The following is an 18,382-nucleotide window of genomic DNA, read 5'->3' on the forward strand; positions in this document are numbered from 1 at the left end:
GTCCATTTAAATCGAGGGCAAGCCAGATGGCGCGAACCAGGACAGATGCGGCGATAACGACGCGCAATGCCCGCAAGCAGCTCAAACCGCGAAAGAAACCCTACTGTCGATCCCTCGGACCAACCGTTGCCATCGGCTACCAAAGAAAGCTGCGGGGAGGGGTGTGGCAAGCGATAGAGTCTCTTGGCGGCAAACGCTACCGCGTTGAGCAGATTGGCATTGCCGATGATTTCCTGGAGGCAAACGGCATCAACGTCTTCGACTATGAGCAGGCAAAGAGTGCTGCCCTGGCGAAGGTTTCCTCGTGGCATGCAGAGGATATCGCGTCTGCGGAGGGTCCGTCACCGACGGTGCGTTCCGCGGTGGAGAATTACATCGAAGTGCAGGCGGCGCGGGAACGTGCGGTGATGGGCAAAGGCAGGTTGCGAGGGGACGCGCGGCTAAGGCTTTCCCGGCATGTGTTGTCTGATCCCGTTGCTGATATCACGCTCCATGGCCTGAAAGAGGCGGATTTGGACCAATGGCGGAGTCGCCGGTCGCCCGATCTTTCGGTGTCGACAGTTCGCCGGGTGGTCAACGATCTCAAAGCAGCCCTCAACGGAGCAGCCGTCAAAAATCGTTCGCGGCTACCTGCCGACGTAGCAATTGTCATCAAGAATGGATTATCAGCCGGCGAGGCCAGCACGCCGCTCGCTCGTGATCAGGCGGCTCTGCCTGACGCTGATATCCGCCGAATTATTGGAGCGGCGAGGGCGGTCGATATCGACCAAGACTGGGATGGTGACCTTTTGCGCGTGGTGTTGGTGCTGTCCGCGACCGGAGCTCGTTTTTCCCAGGTTTCTCGCATGACTGTGGGCGACGTTCAGATACCACAACGCCGATTGATGGTGCCGACGAGTCGTAAAGGGCGGGGCGCGAAGAAGACGACGCACATCGGGATCAGAGTTGGCATTGATGTCATCGAACAGTTGCGCCCCGCGATTGCAGGAAAGCAGCGTGGTGAAGCTCTGCTTCAACGGTGGCGCCATGTTCAAACAAAGGCCACCGAAACCCAGCCGCCACAGTGGGTTCGCGATGCCCGTGGACCGTGGATTGCCGCAAGCGAACTGGCTCGGCCTTGGCTCGAGATCGTCACCCGCGCCGGCCTATCGCGAGACGTCGTGCCCTATTCTCTGAGACACTCCTCGATCGTGCGCCAGCTCAGAGCCGGTCTACCTGTTCGGTTGGTGGCCGCTTTGCACGACACCAGCACAACGATGATTGAGCGCCATTATGCGTCGGCCATTGTCGATCTGCTCGACGATTTATCGGCAAGCGCCGTCATTCCGCTGATTGGCGAGCAGCAGCCTAGCGATAACGTGGTGCCGCTTCGCATTGGCGAACAATGAGACGGCCCCGGGGGTGTGGATATCGGGGAAAACTTTGAGTCAAACTCAGCAACGAATAAGCAACCGGCATTCTCATGAGTGTCTACAAGGACCGCTAGAGAGATTAAGGCGAAGTAAGCGTCCGTAGATGACTGTAGGTCTGGCCAGAAATCCCTGGACGCTAGGCGCCGATAAACGACGCGACCAGCTGCAAATATTCTTATTTACATTCTTATGGACCTATTTTTTAATCGTTCATCTCACTTAGTTTTCTACGAGGTAGCACCCATGATGGTTTCCAAGCCCAGCCATGCCAGGACCGCAATAGCTCAGCGCCCCCAATCCGCAACCGACGTAAAGGGTGCGGTGATCTATACCGGTCTGTGCCGCGCGCAGCTCTATAAGGATATGCGTGCTGGCCTGCTTCTAGCTCGTAAGAATGGCGCACGCACCATCCTGTTCTACGAAGATCTCGACCGATACCTGCGAGCTTTGCCGCGGGCGAAATTCAAGCCTGTTGGTGAGGGGTGCCAGGCCAACGACGTCGATATCAGCCGCGCCGGTAGTTCGCGGGGGGCGTCATCATGACTGCCCCTTCAGCTCACATTCGGCAGTGCCTGCTTGTCGCAATGAGTGCTGCATCCTTTCCGGGTGAGAGATTGGCCGCGCTTGATCACCTCCGTCGAGCGCTGTTTGCAATGGGACATGACGAGTATTGGCTCGCTGGCAGATTGGACCTTGACGAGAACCCGTTTGAGATAATCGCCCAGCGCAAGCTCGAGGCCGACTGGGCGAGAGGCTGGCCGAAGTGACCACGTCGCCGTAAACCGCTGCCATCCTCCGGCACGCGCCGGGGTAAAGGACCTCATCCGCCGGCCGAAGATGGGCATGCGCAGCATGGGTCGGCGATTCGTGCGGCGAGCCACGCCCTACACACTGGAGTGGCTGCGCTTGTTCCGCAGGAGGTCAACCAGCTTCGCCCGACCACGGGCAAGGCGCGCCGCGGCGCTTTCGCGGAACCGGGATGCTGTGCCCCAGGAGAAAAGCACGGCTGAAATTGCCAACGCAAGGAGAACGCCGATGGCTGATCTCAATAAACTGTTCCCAAGCAAGTTCCTTTCCGCACCCGATCTGAAAGGCAAGAAGGTCACCGCCACGATCAAAAGCGTAGTTATCGAGAAATTCGATGACAGCGGCCGCAAGGTAGAGAAACCGATCATCTACTTTAAGGATGGCGGCGAGAAGGGCCTTGTCTGCAACAAGACCAACGCCATGACAGTTGCCCGCATCACCGGAAAGACCGATACCGACGACTGGGTGGGAGCCCGCGTCACCCTCTTTGGCGCGATGGTCCAATTTGGCGGCAAGGTAACGGAAGCCATTCGCATCGAGAAGCCCGACGAGCCAATCGTTGCCGCTGTAACCAAGCCGATACCGACCGAGACGCCGCCCACGGCCGCTGTGCAGGGTGTCGCCAGGGAACTGGACGACGACATTCCCTGGTAGAGCTCTAACCAGAAAGTCGGCGGCGGTCACAAAACCTGCCGCCGTTTTCTTGGCAGCAAACGCAAAGGGACGAGTCGATGCCCTCGCATCTGCACAGGGCCGCGATGGCGTATGCGAAACGCGGCACGCCGGTATTTCCCTGCCAACCTCGTGGGAAAGAGCCTGCCACCAGGCGTGGCCTATATGATGCGACGACCGACCGCGCCATTATTGAGACTTGGTGGGGATCGGCGCCACAGTTGAACATCGGCATTCCGACCGGCACGCCTTCCGGCTTTTGGGTTCTGGACGTCGACAACGAGGACGGCGAAGCCAGCCTTCGTGGCCTGGAGGCCGCGCAGGCACCGCTGCCGCCGACTGTTGAGGTTATCACTGGGCGGGGTAGGCACCTCTATTTTCGACTTGGCGAATACAACCTGCGCAACAGCGCCGGCAGGATCGGTACTGGAATCGACGTGCGTGCCAATGGTGGCTACGTGCTGGCCCCGCCCAGCATACACCCTTCCGGCAGGGCCTATGCGTGGTCGGTGGATGGTGCCGACGCCTTCGCGGACGCGCCGGAATGGCTTTATGACGTCGCTGGGGATTCGGAAGGCGGCTGCAACGGCAAGACGTTGGAAGAGTGGCACAGCACTCTGACAGAGCTGATACCTGTTGGCAGTCGAGACAATACGCTGACCAGTATCGCCGGGAAGCTACTTTTCCATGACGTCAACCTGATCCTGATCCGCGACCTGCTCCTCAGCGTCAACGAGGCGCGATGCGTCCCGCCGCTGCCGATAGCGCACATCGACCGGATTGTGACATCTGTTGCGAGAACGCACCTAAAGAGGGGCGGCCGCAAGTGAATGACGAAATTAATCCGGAGATTCTGAAACTGTCGGAGATGTTGGCGACGGGAAAGGACCCGCCAACCGATCTTGGTGAATGGGATGCTGGTGATGACAACGACCCAATACCGCCCCGCCAATGGCTTCTCGGCAATGTCTTTTGCCGTCGGTTCGTAAGTTCGCTGCTTGCAGATGGGGGGACTGGCAAAACGGCGCTGCGCATTGCACAGGCCCTTTCGCTCGCCACAAATCGCAACCTGACCGGAGGATATGTGTTCCAGCGCTGCCGCGTTCTTATGATTTCCCTCGAAGACGACAAGGACGAACTGCGCCGCCGGGTGAAGGCAGCGCAACAACACCACGGGATTCCCGATTCAGAGCTCAAGGACTGGCTTTTCCTCGCTGCGCCCGGGGGCAAGGCGGGCAAGCTGATGTCCCTCGACAGCAAGGGGCGGCCCGCAGTCGGCAGTCTGGGCGAGGCGCTCAAAGCGACCGTCGAGCGCGGCAAGATCGATTTCGTGTGCCTCGATCCGTTCGTCAAGACGCACGGCCTGAGCGAAAACGACAATAACCAGATGGACCAGGTGATCGAATTCCTCGCCAACTTAGCCATCGAGATGAATATTGCTCTTGACGTACCACACCACACAGCGAAGGGCGCCGCCAACCCCGGTAATGCCGACCGGGGACGCGGGGCCAGCGCCATCAAGGACGGTGCACGTCTTGTCTATACGTTGACTAGAATGAGCGACGAAGAGGCCGCTCGATTTGGGGTACCTCTTGCCGACCGGCGGCTCTACATCCGGATGGATAGCGGTAAGGTCAACATTACACCGCCCGCGGCCACTGCGAAGTGGTTCAAGCTAGTCAGTGTCGCGCTGCGCAACGGCAACGACCTCTATCCCGACGGCGACAATGTGCAGACAATCGAGCAGTGGACCCCGCCCGAAACGTGGGACGGACTAAGCGACGATTTGGTGAACCGGATCCTTGATGATCTCGGCGCCGGCATACCGGACGGCGAACGCTACTCCGATGCCGGCGCTGCCACGACGAAGGCTGCCTGGAAAGTCGTGCAGAAGCACGTGCCGACAAAGACCAAAGAACAATGCCGCGACATCGTCGCTACATGGGTCAAAAACGGCCTGCTCTTCAAGGAAACTTACCATAGCCCTGTCGATCGGAAGGATCGTGAAGGGCTCTGCGTCGACGACCTGAAACGACCCGGATGGGTCACTTGAAGTGTGCCTTGGCCCCGCGCCACAGGCAAAATTTGATGGCGCACCATTGGCGCAAAAAAGGGCCGGCGCCATTGATGAAGGTGCCCTAAGGAAATTCAATGGCGCATTTGGTTGCGCCAATTGTATTTCCCGATGGCGCACCAATGGCGCAATGGCGCAGACGTGAAGGGACAGTAACACGCGTGTCAGTTCAGTCATACGGTCAGAGGAGTTGTTTGGACCACACTCGCCACGGCTTGCGATCCTGGGAGCGGTCGGCTTGGCGCGCTGGGTGTGGGGCACCAATGCCAAGCCGTTTAGGTTGGCGCGGGTCTATCGTCATCGCAAATGAAGGCACGGCGAGGGCGCCATCAGTGTTAGTTCCTGTGGCGTCAGTCCGGCATCTGCGGTATCTTTGCGCCCTCATGCGACATGCCAAATTGAATATACGCCAGGAGCGTTTCTGCCTTGGCCTCGCCGAGGGCCTACCCCAGTCTCGGGCCTATATCGAGGCCGGCTATACAGCGCGGAACAACGCGGCCGAGGCCAGCGCCTCTCAGCTTCTAAGAAATCCTAAGGTTGCCGCTCGCGTCGCCGCGCTACAAGCGGAGGCCGCAAGGCGGTCGCAGGTCACAGTCGACGATCTGATTGCCGACCTCAACGTGATGTTCAAGTTGGCCCTCGCCACCAAAAACCCCGCCGCAGGCGTGTCGGCCATCATGGGAAAAGCGAAGCTGCTCGGCCTGATCGTCGATAGAGCTGAAGTCTCTTCGACGCGCCGCCCGATGCGTGAGCCGGGCGACGGCAGTCAAATGAGCCTTGAGGAGTGGCAGGCCAAGTTCGCGCCAAAGCGCGTCAATTAGGAGGACTGCGTAGCCGCGCGCTCGGTGTCCCGGTCCGAAGCCGACCTCCGATCGGAGTGCAGCTTGCCTCGACCCGGTGTCGGCCGATCAGAGAGGTCGCCTACAAACGAGTTGCAGAAGCCGGTCGCCGCCGGTATCGCCGTTCTTTCCGGGCTATCGCGAAAGCACAGGTCAAGGCGGATCTCGCTCTCGTAATTACTTCTAGCTATAGCGTGTTAAGCGCAACCTTCGTTGACTGTTTACACAGTCCGAGCACACTAGGGTTTATGAGGCGCTTTGTTATCTACACCCGGGTATCGACGCAGGAGCAGGGCCGCAGCGGTTTGGGCCTGGAGGCGCAACGGCGCGACATCGACATCTTCCTACACGCCTTCACTGAGGTGCCTTGGGAGATCGTCGGCGAGTTCTGCGACATCCTGTCAGGCAAGCACGATACCCGGTCTGAGCTGGCGAAGGCGCTGGACCTTGCAAAGCGCGAGGGGGCCGAGCTTCTGATTTCCAAGCTCGATCGGCTTTCCCGCGACGTCGAGTTTATCGCTGGGACTATGAAGCGCGCCAATATCAAGGTTGCCACCATGCCGAACGCTGATCCCTTCCAGTTGCACATTTATGCGGCACTCGCCGAGAAGGAGCGCAAGTTTATCGGCGAGCGGACCAAGGCCGCACTAGCAGCCGCCAAGGCACGAGGCGTCAAGCTGGGGGGCTATCGCGAGGGCAGCCTCGACCGACGGATCGCCGCCTTAAAGCAGACGGCAGATGATGATGCGCGGCGCGTCATGGGCATCGTGCAGCCCCTTCGGCAGGCGGGAAAGTCGCTTCGACAAATCGCCGCAGAACTTGAGAAGCAGGGCATTCGAACGCCACGGGGAGGAGCTTGGACCGCAAAGCAGGTCAGTCTGACGCTCGCCCGGCTGATGAGGTTGACTTCAGCACCAATGGACAGCCAGGCCGCGCCGACCGAGGCCGGGAGTGCCGAGCCCGCCGATCCCTCCGAACCTGCGGCAGGCCGCGCGCCTCTTGGGAGCCGCTGGTAGATCCGAGGTGGTCGGGGCCCGCCCCGAGGTCTGTCGGTGGCGGGGCGGGGTGGTGAATGTGGGGCCCCTATCAGACGCGCAAACCCGAAGAGGCAATGTGTCGGGCGGTGATTCAAGTCGGGAATGCTCCCCCGGCGGAGGGTCCGACGAGGTTGCGGAGGTCTGACAATATAGGGTCGTGCCAGGCTGGCATCAGTTACAGCAGAGATACACATATCCGAAGGCCGGGTGTACTCTAACGCACCCGGCTCCCGAAACGCCAATGAGCAATTGGCGCGATAACAGCTTACTTGCTGACGACGATGATGATGATCGTGTCGGCCGAGGCTGGCAACGTGCTAAGGGCGGTCATCACGATCAAGGCCATCGCGGCCACCATTTTCTTCATCTACATGCCCTCCTTGGGCTAATATCGACGGGGGTTAGCAGGAGTCCTTAAGCATCCCGTCGAGCGCGAATTCAAGCGCGGGAAAACCTATCCTGTACATCCACTCTTTCGGTGGCGGTCGCCACTCAACAAGTGGCTTCAATCTATCCATAAATTGCTCAAGTATCGCGCGGAAATATTAACCACGGGGAGTGCGCTCATGCTGCTTCGGAAAATGTGGAAGGCGTCATCCCGGGCGGAAGCAGAGGACTACCTATGCGAGCAGCAGCATTGGTGTGCTCATGAGAGGACCTTGGAGGCAATCGAGAGCAGCGCCGACCGCGCGCTTCGCCAATTGCAATGCAACACGCGCCCCGATTCAGATGAGCCGGATAAAAACGTGCAGCTATGGCCAACTCACATTTCCGAGACGGACGATCCAGCTTTGCTGGAAACACGGCGAGTTCTCCTTCGCTCTCGTGTATACGACTATGGGACAGAGATCTTTCTAAGAAATCTTGCGCGCCTTGGGAGCATTGAGTCGACCACCGTCGATCTTTTGGGTGCTGGCAATAGCAAGCGCGTGGAATCTCCATGGATCCATGAGGTCTTGCTCGCGCAAAGCTATTTCGGGTTCAACCAAATGCTGGCCTTCTCGCGGATGCAGGAGGTCATGCCTCAGCAATACCGGGAACTGCGCAACGAGAAGACTACCCACCTTGGCGAGATTGCGAAGCTCTTCGGCATCGAGGGCACGAATCGTCACCTGCAATTCAGGCTGAGCAAGTTGGTACGGTTCGCGAGTGTTGGTTTCCTGACTGCTACCCCTGCCCAGAAGGGGCACGATACCATGATAGAGCTCGGGCCCGTAGGACGCGCCTTTTTTACGAAGGTCTACGTGCCCATAATCAACCACATGCCTATTTTCAATAAGAAGTAGGAGGTGGTCAATGGCAGCCCTAACCGAGGACAGGAGAAGCGGATGGCAAGAGGTATAATCGGCGGCGGCGTCGTCTGCGGCGTCGTCTGACAATAGCGGGAGACACCGGCCTGCCGCGCGTGTCTCCCGTTCCGGCATAATCCGAACCGACCAAAGGAGCGTTTTTTGTCTTCAGCATTCGTTTTGATTGGTCGGAGCAGAATAGTCAGCCTGCTGGCAGCGTTTGTTTTCTCGCAGGCCTATGCTGCCGATATGGTCAAGATGCCTCCTGACGACGCGCGAGCCTTAATGCAGCGGCAAAGCCGCTTCTTTCGTGGCGGGATCGGAGCTCGCGCGCACGAGCCGCGAAATATCGTGCTGCACATGTATAACCATGATGGGACGGAAATTCATTGGACCGACACTTCAAAGACGGTTGAGGTTTATTTCACCATCGCGGGCAATCCAGATGCCTCCCCCAACGACTGTGTCCCTAGGGGAATCATGGAGACAGAACTCCAAGAGGGGGGAGCGCATTTCACCAACCATGCAAATATTTCGACTGTGGCCGGCTGTCTCCCCAATGATTGCAGCGTGCTGAGCGGCACGACTGGGCTTCTCAAGCTCAAACCTCACACTGCCTACAGTTGGCAAGCAAGACTGATCGCTGTCTATGATTGGGAGGAGTACAACGGGTCATCGTATCGCTGTACCGGTGAAGCAAACAGGTGGCCGGGCAGATGGGAGCAAATTGGCGCTGCACCGGGATATTTTTCGTTCTTCACGCCCTAGGCGTGGCGGAACTCTCGACCCACGCGGTGTCCTAACTTTAATGGCAGGCGGGAATGGACGCCGTTAGGCAGTGTCATTTGACGACACTGCTGCCTCCAACCAAAGTCGGCACTATCCGGGCGTAACATCGAGGCACGTCGTGGAGCCGCTCAGCGGTTACATGGCCCTGGATCACATTGGCGAGTAGCCCTGCGCCAGCCGCTGTTGCGCTTCGGTGATTTTTGGAGGCCTACGGCGAGGATGCCAACGCGATAACAAAGGCGTTCGGTACAGTGCTGTCGACGTGCAGTGAAGTGCCGATGGCACGCGTCCCCGTTCACGCCGCCGAGGGGGGATTGCAGCGCTGCGCGCCGCCGGCCTGTTGCTCACTACGTCGACCGAGCTGAGGGCCTGAAAGCAGTCTGGCGGCGCACGCATGCCGACTTCAAGGGCACGGTCGACGGCAGGAGGTCGCTAATGGTGTTTCGGCACGACGGCCCGACGCTCGTTTCGCTCGACGATCTCACGCCCGCCGAGATCGCGCGGCTCTACCCGAGGAACGAGTTATGACGCGCCCGGTACCCGGCACGCCGGGGTTTGTCGACGCGGGGGGGGTGGCCATGTGGGGCCCGCGCATTTGCACACCTTCCGAGCATCCAGAGATTGGTGAGCCAACCAGCGTCGATGTGAACTCGTGGTACATATCGTTGATGCCTAGGACACTTTTGACCCGACCTCGGCCTGCGCCGAGGCGCGAGCGAAATTCTCTGTGGAAAACTGGAACTTTTTTGTCCTGCAGGGGAAGCCCCTGATGGCGGAAAACTTTCAAGGCCTATCCCGGTCGCCACTATGAACAATGGTATGAAAGCCGGGGAAAAGACCGGGGAAGGCCGCATGAAAGGAGGAGGTGACAGCCGGTTCGGCATGACGCATCGCTGTAGTCATCGCCAACTGGAGAGGCACCAATGTCCACGTCGTTCATCACCATCAAGGAGTTCTGGCAGCGGCTCGGCAAGTCGAAGACGTGGTACACCCGCCACAAGCAGCGCGAGCCCGGCTTTCCGGAAGCGGTAAAGTTTACAGACAACAGCAGGCCGGTGCTGCCGCTCGACGAGGTCGAGGCCTACATCGCAAGGAAGCTGGCCGAGCGCGGGACGAAGACGCCGAAGCCGAAAAGGGAAGACCCGCCGGCTCAGATCAAGCGGCGGGTCGGGCGTCCAGCGGGACCGTGGAGGGAAATCGGTCGCCCGGCGAAGCGGCGGCGGCCCTAGAAATCATGCTGGCCCTGTACTCGACAGGGAGGCCGCGCGGAGGGACCCCTGTTTGGTGCGCGCACTTCGCGTTTGATAATCCACTGACGGCATTGTCAGCAGACAGTATCCTCCGGTCTCTGCGCTCTTCTCCGGTGGTGCTATGGTACTCCGGTATGATCGGCAGCGAGGAGGACATAGTCTATGGCCGCGATCACCCGCCGAACTCTTCTCGCGCTGACCGGCGCGGCGGTTGCCGTCGACCCAGTGTCCGCTAGCGCAAGCTCCTCGCCGAAGCTGCAAGCACTGATCGCGGCGCACCAGGCGACCTACGACGAGTTCCACCGCGTTGTTCATCGAGCGGGGAGCCGCAGGGATGACCGCGAGCGGGTAGACGAGGTCGAGCAGGAGGCGCTGCTGGCCGTCTGCTCCTATCCGGCGATCAGCCGGGATGACCGCCGAGCCAAGGCGAAATATCTGCTGGCCGTCGAGGCTCGTGGCGAGCTTGATCTGGAAGAACACATGCAGGCCATCCTGCGCTCAACGATGCGGGGCTGATCGCGCCTCACCAGATCTCAAGGAGCGCAAGGGGTGACGGTGATGCGGCGAAATACTTCCACACAATGCATGGGTCCGAACCGCGGGCGCTACAGCGCGAAGACAACTGCCGAAGAGGTTCGATAGCTGTAGGACAGCCCAAAACAGAACCAAGAGCAAAGGCTGCGCATCAGGCCAACCGCAGCCCGCTCGGGGGCTAGAGTCGACCCGCCACGCCTTTGATCGCTGCACAACTTGCCCCCTGGCACCCCTCGCTCACCGTTAACGGGAAGGCGGTCGGCTTGACGATATGATTTTGTGGGCGGTCTTCAGCTTAGCTGGTCGCGGCGGGCGGATTTGGGCGGTAATTTGGTTCAGATCGGGCACGCCCGCCGAGTACCCATGTGCTGCGCGCGACATGCCAACGGCATTTATCGCGTCAATCGGAGTGGAAAAAGTGCGATTTAATGTGGCCAATGCGCTTTCGATCGCCTATGCATAAATGCGTTGAACCGCTCACCTTGGACGGTATTTTGTGGCGCTGGTGATCACGACTTGTACGAACCGCAAACGCAAACCGGTCGCGGATAGTCTCCGTGCGTCCTCTCTTCTGCAAGCAAATCTGGTCGAACTCGCAGGACGATGGTGTGATCGCCTGGCGCTGGCCAACGCCAGATTCCCGGCCTCACAGCTTTATGGGGGTCGGGCGTTCAAGGAGGCTACTGCCGCAGCACAGGCGATAGACGCGCGGCTATACGTGGTCTCGGCTGGTCTGGGCTTGATCGGCGCCTCGACCGAGGTTCCGTCTTATGCGTGTACGGTTTTGCTCGACGCAGATGACAGCATCGCCGCGCGCGTCACAGGGAGTTTTGTCCGTTCGGTATGGTGGAAAGAACTCAGCCGGTTCTCGCCATTTTCAGAGCTTCTCCGGCCCATCATTTCGCAATCGGACGGTCTGGTGTGCGCAGCACTTTCTGACGCCTACCTTGATATGATCAGTCTGGATCTGGTCGAGTTAGCGGCAATAGATCGGCACCGCCTTCGAATTTTTACTCGCACCCAAGTCGAGCGGATAGCGCCCGAGTTGCGGGATTTCGTGATGCCGTACGATGATCGGCTCGACGGACCTGATAGCAGGATGCGAGGCACGCGCAGTGACTTTGCCTCGCGGGCCCTTCGGCACTTCGTTGAGCATGTACACATTGCTTTCGGTAGCAATGACGCGGCAACGGACTCCCTGCACGTCACTGCCATGCTACGGGATTGGCGATATCCGACAAGGGTTGAGCGGGAACGATGTGACGATGACGCGATGCGCCGTCTGATCAATGAACATTGGATTATGGCAAACGGTAGCACCGCCCGCCTTCTGCGGCTGTTTCGAGACGAACTAAATATCGCCTGCGAACAGAGCAGATTGGCGAGGTTGGTGCGCGAAGTCAGGGCGGAACGTTCATGACTGCAGTGGAGCATCTAAAAATTCGAGCTGTTCGTGCTGAACAAGGTGGAACCGGGGTTTTCGCGTTCTTTCTTCAAGGCTCTGACATCACGCGCATCGCCGATATCAGTCGTATCCGCCGCGAGGAGCAAGAACTCAAGGGATTTCAGCGCGGCGTGATTCGTGAACATGTGAAGCAGATCACCGCCTTTCTGGACAGCGGTCCGGTGCTTTTTCCAAATGCCATCATTCTCGCGATGGCGCCCGAGGTGGATTTTGCGTCGGCGCGCGGGCGAGCACCGGGAAATATTTGTGAGGTGGGTGACGCCGGCACGCTGTCGATCCCGATATATCCGGAAGGACGACGAGCGGCGTGGATCGTTGATGGTCAGCAACGCTCACTTGCACTTGCGGAGGCGAGGGATCGGTCGATTGCTGTCCCGGTCATCGGTTTCGTGTCGGCACACCTGGCAACGCAACGAGAGCAATTCATTCTGGTCAACAAAGCGAAACCGCTTCCCACCCGTTTGATAAATGAGTTGCTTCCGGAGGTCAGTGTTCTTCTACCGCGTGACCTCGCAGCGCGTCAGCTGCCGAGTGCGCTTTGCGAGGCGCTCAATACAGATCCAAGCTCGCCATTCTACGGGTTGATCCGCCGCGAATCTGACGGCAAGGATAAGGTTGGCATTGTCACCGACAATTCGCTCATCGAAACGATGCGCATGAGTCTCAAAACGCCAGCGGGGGCGCTTGGCCAATTTAAGCACAACGGACGCGGCAACGATACAGAGGCAATGTATGAGGCGCTGTTGCTCTATTGGTCGGCGGTCCGCGATACGTTCCCTGACGCTTGGGGTAAGCCCCCGGTTGAGAGCCGCCTTATGCACAGCGCAGGTATTCGTGCGATGGGCGCTCTGATGGATCCGATCATGCTTCGGACCGATGGTGTGTCCGATCGCGTAATGGCAGTTCGCGCCACGCTTAAGCGCCTCGCGCCGCATTGCGCGTGGACGAGTGGGCATTGGAAGGGCCTCGGTATTGACTGGAACGATATACAGTCAACCTCCCAGCACATCAGCAAACTTAGCGATCATTTGATGCACCTCGAGCGTGACCTCGCGCGGGGCGCCGCATGAAGTTCATCTTTGCTGATAGCCTCGACTATGTGGATCCAGCATTCGATTTCATCGCCGATCGCAGCCCGGCGGAGCGGCAACCCTATTGGGACGACGCTTATCCGCACGAGATCCTGGGCTATGCGCCTTATGATGGTGTGCTGGTATCGCGTGGTATTGTTGGAGACCATCGGGTGAAGGGCAAATACACGGCGAGCCAGGCGCGGCGCTTTGGCTTGGTTGGTGTCCGCAAATTTCTCCGCCTCGACAAACCAGAGTTCACGCATTTAGACATCTTCGGCGACTGCGGCGCCTTCACATATGTCAACGAAGAGCGTCCGCCATATACGCCGGCAGAAATGGCCGAGTTTTATGATGAGTGTGGCTTCACTCACGGCTGTTCCGTGGACCATGTCATATTCGACTTCGATCCCGCCGGCGTCGGGATGGAAGGCGGGGCTGCCGATGCTAAGCAACGATTCGACATAACGCTTGAGAACGCCGATCACTTTCAGCGTGAAGCCGCGCAGATGGGTGCGAGTTTCACGCCGCTGGGAGTCGTTCAGGGATGGTCCCCGGGCAGTATGGCCGAAGCCGCGCGGCGGCTCGTGACCATGGGGTATGAGTATCTGGCAATCGGCGGCATGGTTCCGCTCAAGTCGCCAGAGATCAAGATTTGCCTAGAGGCTATTCGCGCCGCGGTGCCAGCCTCAACCAAGCTTCATATTTTGGGTTTCGCTAAGGCTGACGATATCGACAGCTTCCACGGTTACGACATCGCCAGCTTTGATACGACATCGCCGCTGATACGAGCGTTCAAGGACGCCAAGAAGAATTATTATCTGCCGGGCCAAGGGCTCGCGTTGCGGTACTTCACGTCGATCCGAGTGCCGCAGGCGATCGAAAATCCTAGGCTCCAGCGTAGCGTGAAAAGGGGAATGTTCCGCGCCGAGGATTTGGTCCGCATGGAGGAGGCGGCGCTTGGATCGCTTCGCGCCTTCGATCGCGGCGAAGCCGATCTTGAAGAGACGCTGCATAGTGTTCTCGTCTACAGTGCGCCGCTGTTTGAAGAGAAGCCGTACGAAGACTGCAAAAACAGTCCAGCGCTTTTGCAACTCGCGAAGCGCTATCGGGAAACCCTATCGGAACGGCCATGGCAGCAATGTCCTTGCTCGATATGCGCGGCCACGTCGGTCGAGGTAATCATCTTCCGCGGCAGCAATCGCAACAAACGCCGCGGGATCCACAATCTCGCTGTCTACAAAAATCATATTGAGCGATTGGATTTGAAGCGTGCTGTCAATCGAACCGATGAAATATCTCGCCGTCTGTGCGCAGCAGAGTGCTGAGCATCAGGTACTCACCTTCGCGGCGAAAGCTGCTGACGTCTTGCGCTTTGCGTCGATTGAGCGCATTGGCCGCGATGCGCAGGGCGAACTCAGCGGGTTCCAGCGGCCGCAGGTTGCAGCCCACATTCGAGAAATTCGCGACTATCTCGAAAAGCCAAATGCTGTGCTCCCCAACCCCATTGTGGTCGCGTTCACCGATCGCGTCGCAATTGATGATCTTGGCAACGGGGCCGCTACGCTCACCATCGACATAAGCGGGGGCACGCCCGGCCTCGTCGTCGATGGTCAACAACGCCTTTCGGCGCTTACCCAGATTGATCGCGACTTCCAGGTCTTTGTTTCGGCATTGATCTGCCGCGATGATGCAGAACTACGGCGCCAGTTCGTGCTCATCAACAACACTCGACCGCTACCCAAGTCGCTCATCTACGAACTGCTACCGACGGTCGACGATTTGCCGCCGCGCCTTAGCCGGCGGTCCATGGCGGCGAACCTGACCGCGCGCCTCAATTTCGAGAATACCGCGCTGAAAGGCTACATTAAGCAACACACATCCCCGGGCGGTATCATCGCTGACACGGTTATCCAGAAAATAATCATGGAATCGCTTGCAAACGGTGTGATGCGCGAACTGATAAAATCGCATGACGGTGAAACGAGTTGCGTCCGACTTATCTCGAACTTCTTCGACGGAGTGAAGCGTGCGTTTCCCGAGGCCTGGCATGGCCATAACCCCAGTTCGTCGCGCCTGTTACATGGCGCTGGCATTCAGGCGATGGGGGATGTCATGGAAGTGTTGGCGCAGCGCGGGAGCGCTCGCACCGTCAACGACTTTCAAGATGGCCTCCAGTGTCTTAGGGGCAAAACCGCATGGACCGAAGGTAAATGGGAGTTGGGCGGGGAGGTTCGAGGCTGGAACGCGCTTCAGAACGTCAATCGCGATATCTCGCTCTTAAAACACTATCTTGTCGGCGTCGTGAAGGCAGATCAGCGCCAGAGGCGCAAAGCGGCACCGACTCCACTCCTCGATAGGGCAGGTGGCTAACGATGAGCTACGCAGTTAAGGAAATATTCTACACTCTCCAAGGTGAAGGCCGTCAGGCCGGACGCGCGGCCGTTTTTTGCCGTTTCGCCGGATGCAACCTTTGGTCCGGCAGGGAGGCGGATCGCCTCAAGGCCGTGTGCCAGTTCTGCGACACGGATTTTGTGGGCACGGATGGCGACGGTGGCGGTCGCTTTGTAACATGCGACGACCTAGCGAGCGCCATTGAGGCAAAATGGTCTCCGTCACTGTCTCAACGCAGGTTCGTCGTATTGACAGGCGGCGAACCGCTCCTCCAAATCGACCCGCCTCTCATCGATGCCCTGCACGACAAGGAATTCGAGATCGCCGTCGAAACCAACGGTACGCTCATGCCACCCCCAGGGATCGACTGGGTTTGCGTCAGTCCAAAGTCAGGCGCTGAAATCGCGATTAAAACCGGAAACGAACTCAAGTTGGTATTTCCGCAGGTGGGCGCAGAACCGCAGCGCTTTGAAGCGCTGGCCTTCGATCATTTTCTGCTCCAGCCAATGGATGGGCCTGATCGCGTATCGAATACGCAGGACGCGGTCGCCTATTGCCTAGCGAACCCCCGCTGGCAACTCAGCCTTCAAACTCACAAGCAACTTGGAATCAGATGAAAATAACTCAGGCATTCACCTTCGAAGCCGCCCATAGGTTGCCCCATGTGCCGTTGACGCACCGCTGTCACCGCCTGCATGGCCATTCGTATCGAATCGAACTCCGCCTCGAGGGCCCCGTTGACGCTATCACCGGCTTTGTCGTCGACTTCTTCGACGTGGAGGCTGCTTTTAATCCACTGCTCCTTCAGCTCGACCATTATTGCCTCAACGATGTCGAAGGCTTGGAAAACCCCACTGCCGAAAACATTGCGATATGGATCTGGAACCGCATCAAGCCTGCGGTTCCGCAGACGTCTGCGGTTGTCGTTTACGAGACGCCTGACTGCTGGGCTGAATACGAGGGGTGAAAGTGGGCATCATGGAAGACTCCAAAGCAATCGTCCTGTTTTCCGGTGGCCAGGATTCAACTACGTGTCTTGCCTGGGCACTAGAACGCTTCGAACATGTCGAAACGATCGGGTTCGACTATGGTCAACGTCATCGCGTCGAACTCGATATTCGTCCGGAAGTGCTGACAGCAATCCGCCAAGGTTTTCCCTCCTGGGGCAGCAAACTCGGCGAGGATCGTGTGATCGACGTCACTGTGCTTGGACAAGTCAGCGATACGGCACTCACACGCAATGTCGAAATTGCGATGCTTGAAAATGGCCTTCCCAACACTTTCGTTCCGGGGCGCAATCTGCTTTTCATGATTTTTGCCGCAGCGGTCGCTTATCGTCGTGGGGCACGCCATATCGTTACTGGCGTTTGCGAAACAGACTACTCTGGCTATCCTGATTGCCGCGACGACACCATGAAGGCGATGCAACTCGCCCTCAATCTGGGCATGGACCAGCGCTTCGTCGTTCACACGCCGCTAATGTGGCTCGATAAGGCCGAAACCTGGCGAATGGCAAATAGTCTTGGGGGTACAGCTTTGGTCGACCTTATACTTGATAAGACTCATACTTGTTATAATGGTAACCGCACAGAACAGCACGTCTGGGGCTGGGGCTGTGGAAACTGTCCTTCCTGTGAACTCCGCGCCAACGGCTATCGCCAATTTAGCTGTGAACTTGCGGCCTAGCGCGGTTCTACCCGAGAAATTGATGGTTGCACCCAGAAATGCAATGTTGAGTCTTGCAAGCCGGTCTGCCTGCGGGTCGTCGTCGAAAAAATTGGGGTTAGGTATGAAAGAACTGAAGAGTGATCCCGGGATAGACGGCCTTCCCGATGCCTTAATGTGGGTCAAGGACGCGCCAATGTTCATCGACCCGGTAAATCTAACCCGCTTCTACGATGCCGTGGTGCGGCCCACCTTCAAGGCGACGCAGGATCGTACCCTTCAGGTTTCTGCCAGCAAACGTGAAGAGTTGAAAGCGAGGTTCGCCGCAAAGGCAGGCTTTCGACTTCCGACCTGGTTGTCCGGGCTTTTTACCGCTGCGGCGGAGGCTGAGACTGAAATCGCAGGTGGCACGGAAGACGGCAAGTCGGATGTCACCACCATCAAATTCGAGACGATCGACACGCCAGAGCGCCAGTTGGATCAATTGATCGCCTTTTATCTGCTCGAACAGGAACAGCGGTTGTTGGTAGGCGACAGGACGGGTGCGATCATGTGGCAGGCAGAGGGCAAGGCGTCAGCAGTGCCGCGCGCTCTGGTGATGCTCGATTTAGAACCGCGAACGAAACTCATCCCGATGGCGGCGGAGTTCTCCAACGGGCGCGTGACAACGTTCTTCGATAAGTTCTCCAAACCGAATGGCGAACGGCCGCCGAAGGGCCTAGGCGAAACTCGGGAACTCTGGAAATGGCTGGGGAACAATTTCGACCCTGACGCCGCCATGACGATCATCGAAGATGCCGCAGCCGAACAGAACAGCCGCATCGAATGGATTGACTATCGCCTGCCTCTCAATGATGCGGGAGATTCAATGCACGTTCATGTCGAAGCAGGGGGACGCTACTATACCGGAACGTTTGCCTATAGGCTGTCCCGTAGATGTTATGGCCACGGCATGAGATTGATAGGGACTTTGAAGGACGGTCCTGATCTTAACGTGCTTGCGATTTATGAGAGATAGTCCTTTCTTACGCATAGGCTTTGGCATGCGTGACAAGCGGTTCCAAGCGAACCCGGACTGTGCGCGG

19 protein-coding genes are annotated in these 18,382 nt (G+C 58.4%); all 19 read left to right on the forward strand.

Annotation, left to right across the window (positions count from 1 at the left end):
• The first annotated feature begins 26 nt into the window (after positions 1-26).
• The 19 genes from FJ946_RS21330 (at position 27) to FJ946_RS21420 (ending at position 18,315) form a co-directional block, all read left to right on the forward strand.
• The gene (locus FJ946_RS21330; RefSeq protein ID WP_140564082.1) at positions 27-1,388 is read left to right on the forward strand and encodes a tyrosine-type recombinase/integrase; all 1,362 of its coding nucleotides are present in this window, start codon (positions 27-29) and stop codon (positions 1,386-1,388) included.
• A gap of 267 nt (positions 1,389-1,655) precedes the next feature.
• Entirely contained in the window at positions 1,656-1,955 is a 300-nt protein-coding gene (locus FJ946_RS21335; RefSeq protein WP_140564081.1) for a hypothetical protein, read from the forward strand.
• A 300-nt stretch (positions 1,956-2,255) separates the two neighbouring features.
• Entirely contained in the window at positions 2,256-2,873 is a 618-nt protein-coding gene (locus FJ946_RS21340) for a hypothetical protein (RefSeq protein ID WP_140564080.1), read from the forward strand.
• Positions 2,874-2,977: 104 nt separating this feature from the next.
• On the forward strand, positions 2,978-3,721 hold the full coding sequence (locus FJ946_RS21345) for a bifunctional DNA primase/polymerase (RefSeq protein WP_246673042.1): 744 nt from the start codon (positions 2,978-2,980) through the stop codon (positions 3,719-3,721).
• Positions 3,718-4,944 (forward strand): AAA family ATPase, encoded by a 1,227-nt coding sequence (locus FJ946_RS21350; protein WP_181167638.1) that lies wholly within the window; start codon positions 3,718-3,720, stop codon positions 4,942-4,944. The genes FJ946_RS21345 and FJ946_RS21350 overlap by 4 nt, the downstream gene beginning before the upstream one ends.
• Positions 4,945-5,348: 404 nt before the next feature.
• The gene (locus FJ946_RS21355) at positions 5,349-5,786 is read left to right on the forward strand and encodes a terminase small subunit (protein ID WP_140564077.1); all 438 of its coding nucleotides are present in this window, start codon (positions 5,349-5,351) and stop codon (positions 5,784-5,786) included.
• 266 nt (positions 5,787-6,052) lie between these two features.
• Positions 6,053-6,820, forward strand: a complete 768-nt coding sequence (locus FJ946_RS21360) for a recombinase family protein (protein ID WP_140564076.1) — start codon at positions 6,053-6,055, stop codon at positions 6,818-6,820.
• A gap of 587 nt (positions 6,821-7,407) precedes the next feature.
• A complete protein-coding gene (locus FJ946_RS21365; RefSeq protein ID WP_140564075.1) occupies positions 7,408-8,127 on the forward strand; it encodes a hypothetical protein in 720 nt (239 codons plus the stop codon).
• A 165-nt stretch (positions 8,128-8,292) separates the two neighbouring features.
• On the forward strand, positions 8,293-8,898 hold the full coding sequence (locus FJ946_RS21370; protein WP_140564074.1) for a hypothetical protein: 606 nt from the start codon (positions 8,293-8,295) through the stop codon (positions 8,896-8,898).
• A 944-nt stretch (positions 8,899-9,842) separates the two neighbouring features.
• On the forward strand, positions 9,843-10,148 hold the full coding sequence (locus FJ946_RS21375; RefSeq protein WP_140564073.1) for a hypothetical protein: 306 nt from the start codon (positions 9,843-9,845) through the stop codon (positions 10,146-10,148).
• A 183-nt stretch (positions 10,149-10,331) separates the two neighbouring features.
• Positions 10,332-10,685: a hypothetical protein gene (locus tag FJ946_RS21380; RefSeq protein ID WP_140564072.1), complete on the forward strand. Its 354-nt coding sequence runs from the start codon at positions 10,332-10,334 to the stop codon at positions 10,683-10,685.
• A gap of 514 nt (positions 10,686-11,199) precedes the next feature.
• The gene (locus tag FJ946_RS21385; protein WP_140564071.1) at positions 11,200-12,123 is read left to right on the forward strand and encodes a hypothetical protein; all 924 of its coding nucleotides are present in this window, start codon (positions 11,200-11,202) and stop codon (positions 12,121-12,123) included.
• On the forward strand, positions 12,120-13,238 hold the full coding sequence (gene dbpB / locus FJ946_RS21390) for a DGQHR domain-containing protein DpdB (protein WP_140564070.1): 1,119 nt from the start codon (positions 12,120-12,122) through the stop codon (positions 13,236-13,238). The genes FJ946_RS21385 and dbpB (FJ946_RS21390) overlap by 4 nt, the downstream gene beginning before the upstream one ends.
• Positions 13,235-14,566: a tRNA-guanine transglycosylase DpdA gene (dpdA, locus tag FJ946_RS21395; RefSeq protein ID WP_140564069.1), complete on the forward strand. Its 1,332-nt coding sequence runs from the start codon at positions 13,235-13,237 to the stop codon at positions 14,564-14,566. Before dbpB (FJ946_RS21390) ends, dpdA begins: the two co-directional genes overlap by 4 nt.
• Positions 14,511-15,611 (forward strand): DGQHR domain-containing protein DpdB, encoded by a 1,101-nt coding sequence (dbpB, locus tag FJ946_RS21400; RefSeq protein WP_246673038.1) that lies wholly within the window; start codon positions 14,511-14,513, stop codon positions 15,609-15,611. The genes dpdA and dbpB (FJ946_RS21400) overlap by 56 nt, the downstream gene beginning before the upstream one ends.
• 2 nt (positions 15,612-15,613) lie before the next feature.
• Entirely contained in the window at positions 15,614-16,249 is a 636-nt protein-coding gene (gene queE, locus FJ946_RS21405) for a 7-carboxy-7-deazaguanine synthase (RefSeq protein ID WP_140564068.1), read from the forward strand.
• Positions 16,246-16,599 carry a 6-carboxytetrahydropterin synthase QueD gene (gene queD / locus FJ946_RS21410; protein WP_140564067.1) on the forward strand — a complete coding sequence of 118 codons (354 nt, stop codon included), beginning with the start codon at positions 16,246-16,248 and terminating at the stop codon, positions 16,597-16,599. The genes queE and queD overlap by 4 nt, the downstream gene beginning before the upstream one ends.
• Before the next feature lie 11 nt (positions 16,600-16,610).
• A complete protein-coding gene (gene queC, locus FJ946_RS21415; protein ID WP_140564216.1) occupies positions 16,611-17,318 on the forward strand; it encodes a 7-cyano-7-deazaguanine synthase QueC in 708 nt (235 codons plus the stop codon).
• Positions 17,319-17,421: 103 nt separating this feature from the next.
• A complete protein-coding gene (locus tag FJ946_RS21420) occupies positions 17,422-18,315 on the forward strand; it encodes a hypothetical protein (protein WP_140564066.1) in 894 nt (297 codons plus the stop codon).
• Positions 18,316-18,382: the final 67 nt, after the last annotated feature.

It is taken from the genome of Mesorhizobium sp. B2-4-7 (assembly GCF_006442685.1).
Classification (GTDB): domain Bacteria; phylum Pseudomonadota; class Alphaproteobacteria; order Rhizobiales; family Rhizobiaceae; genus Mesorhizobium.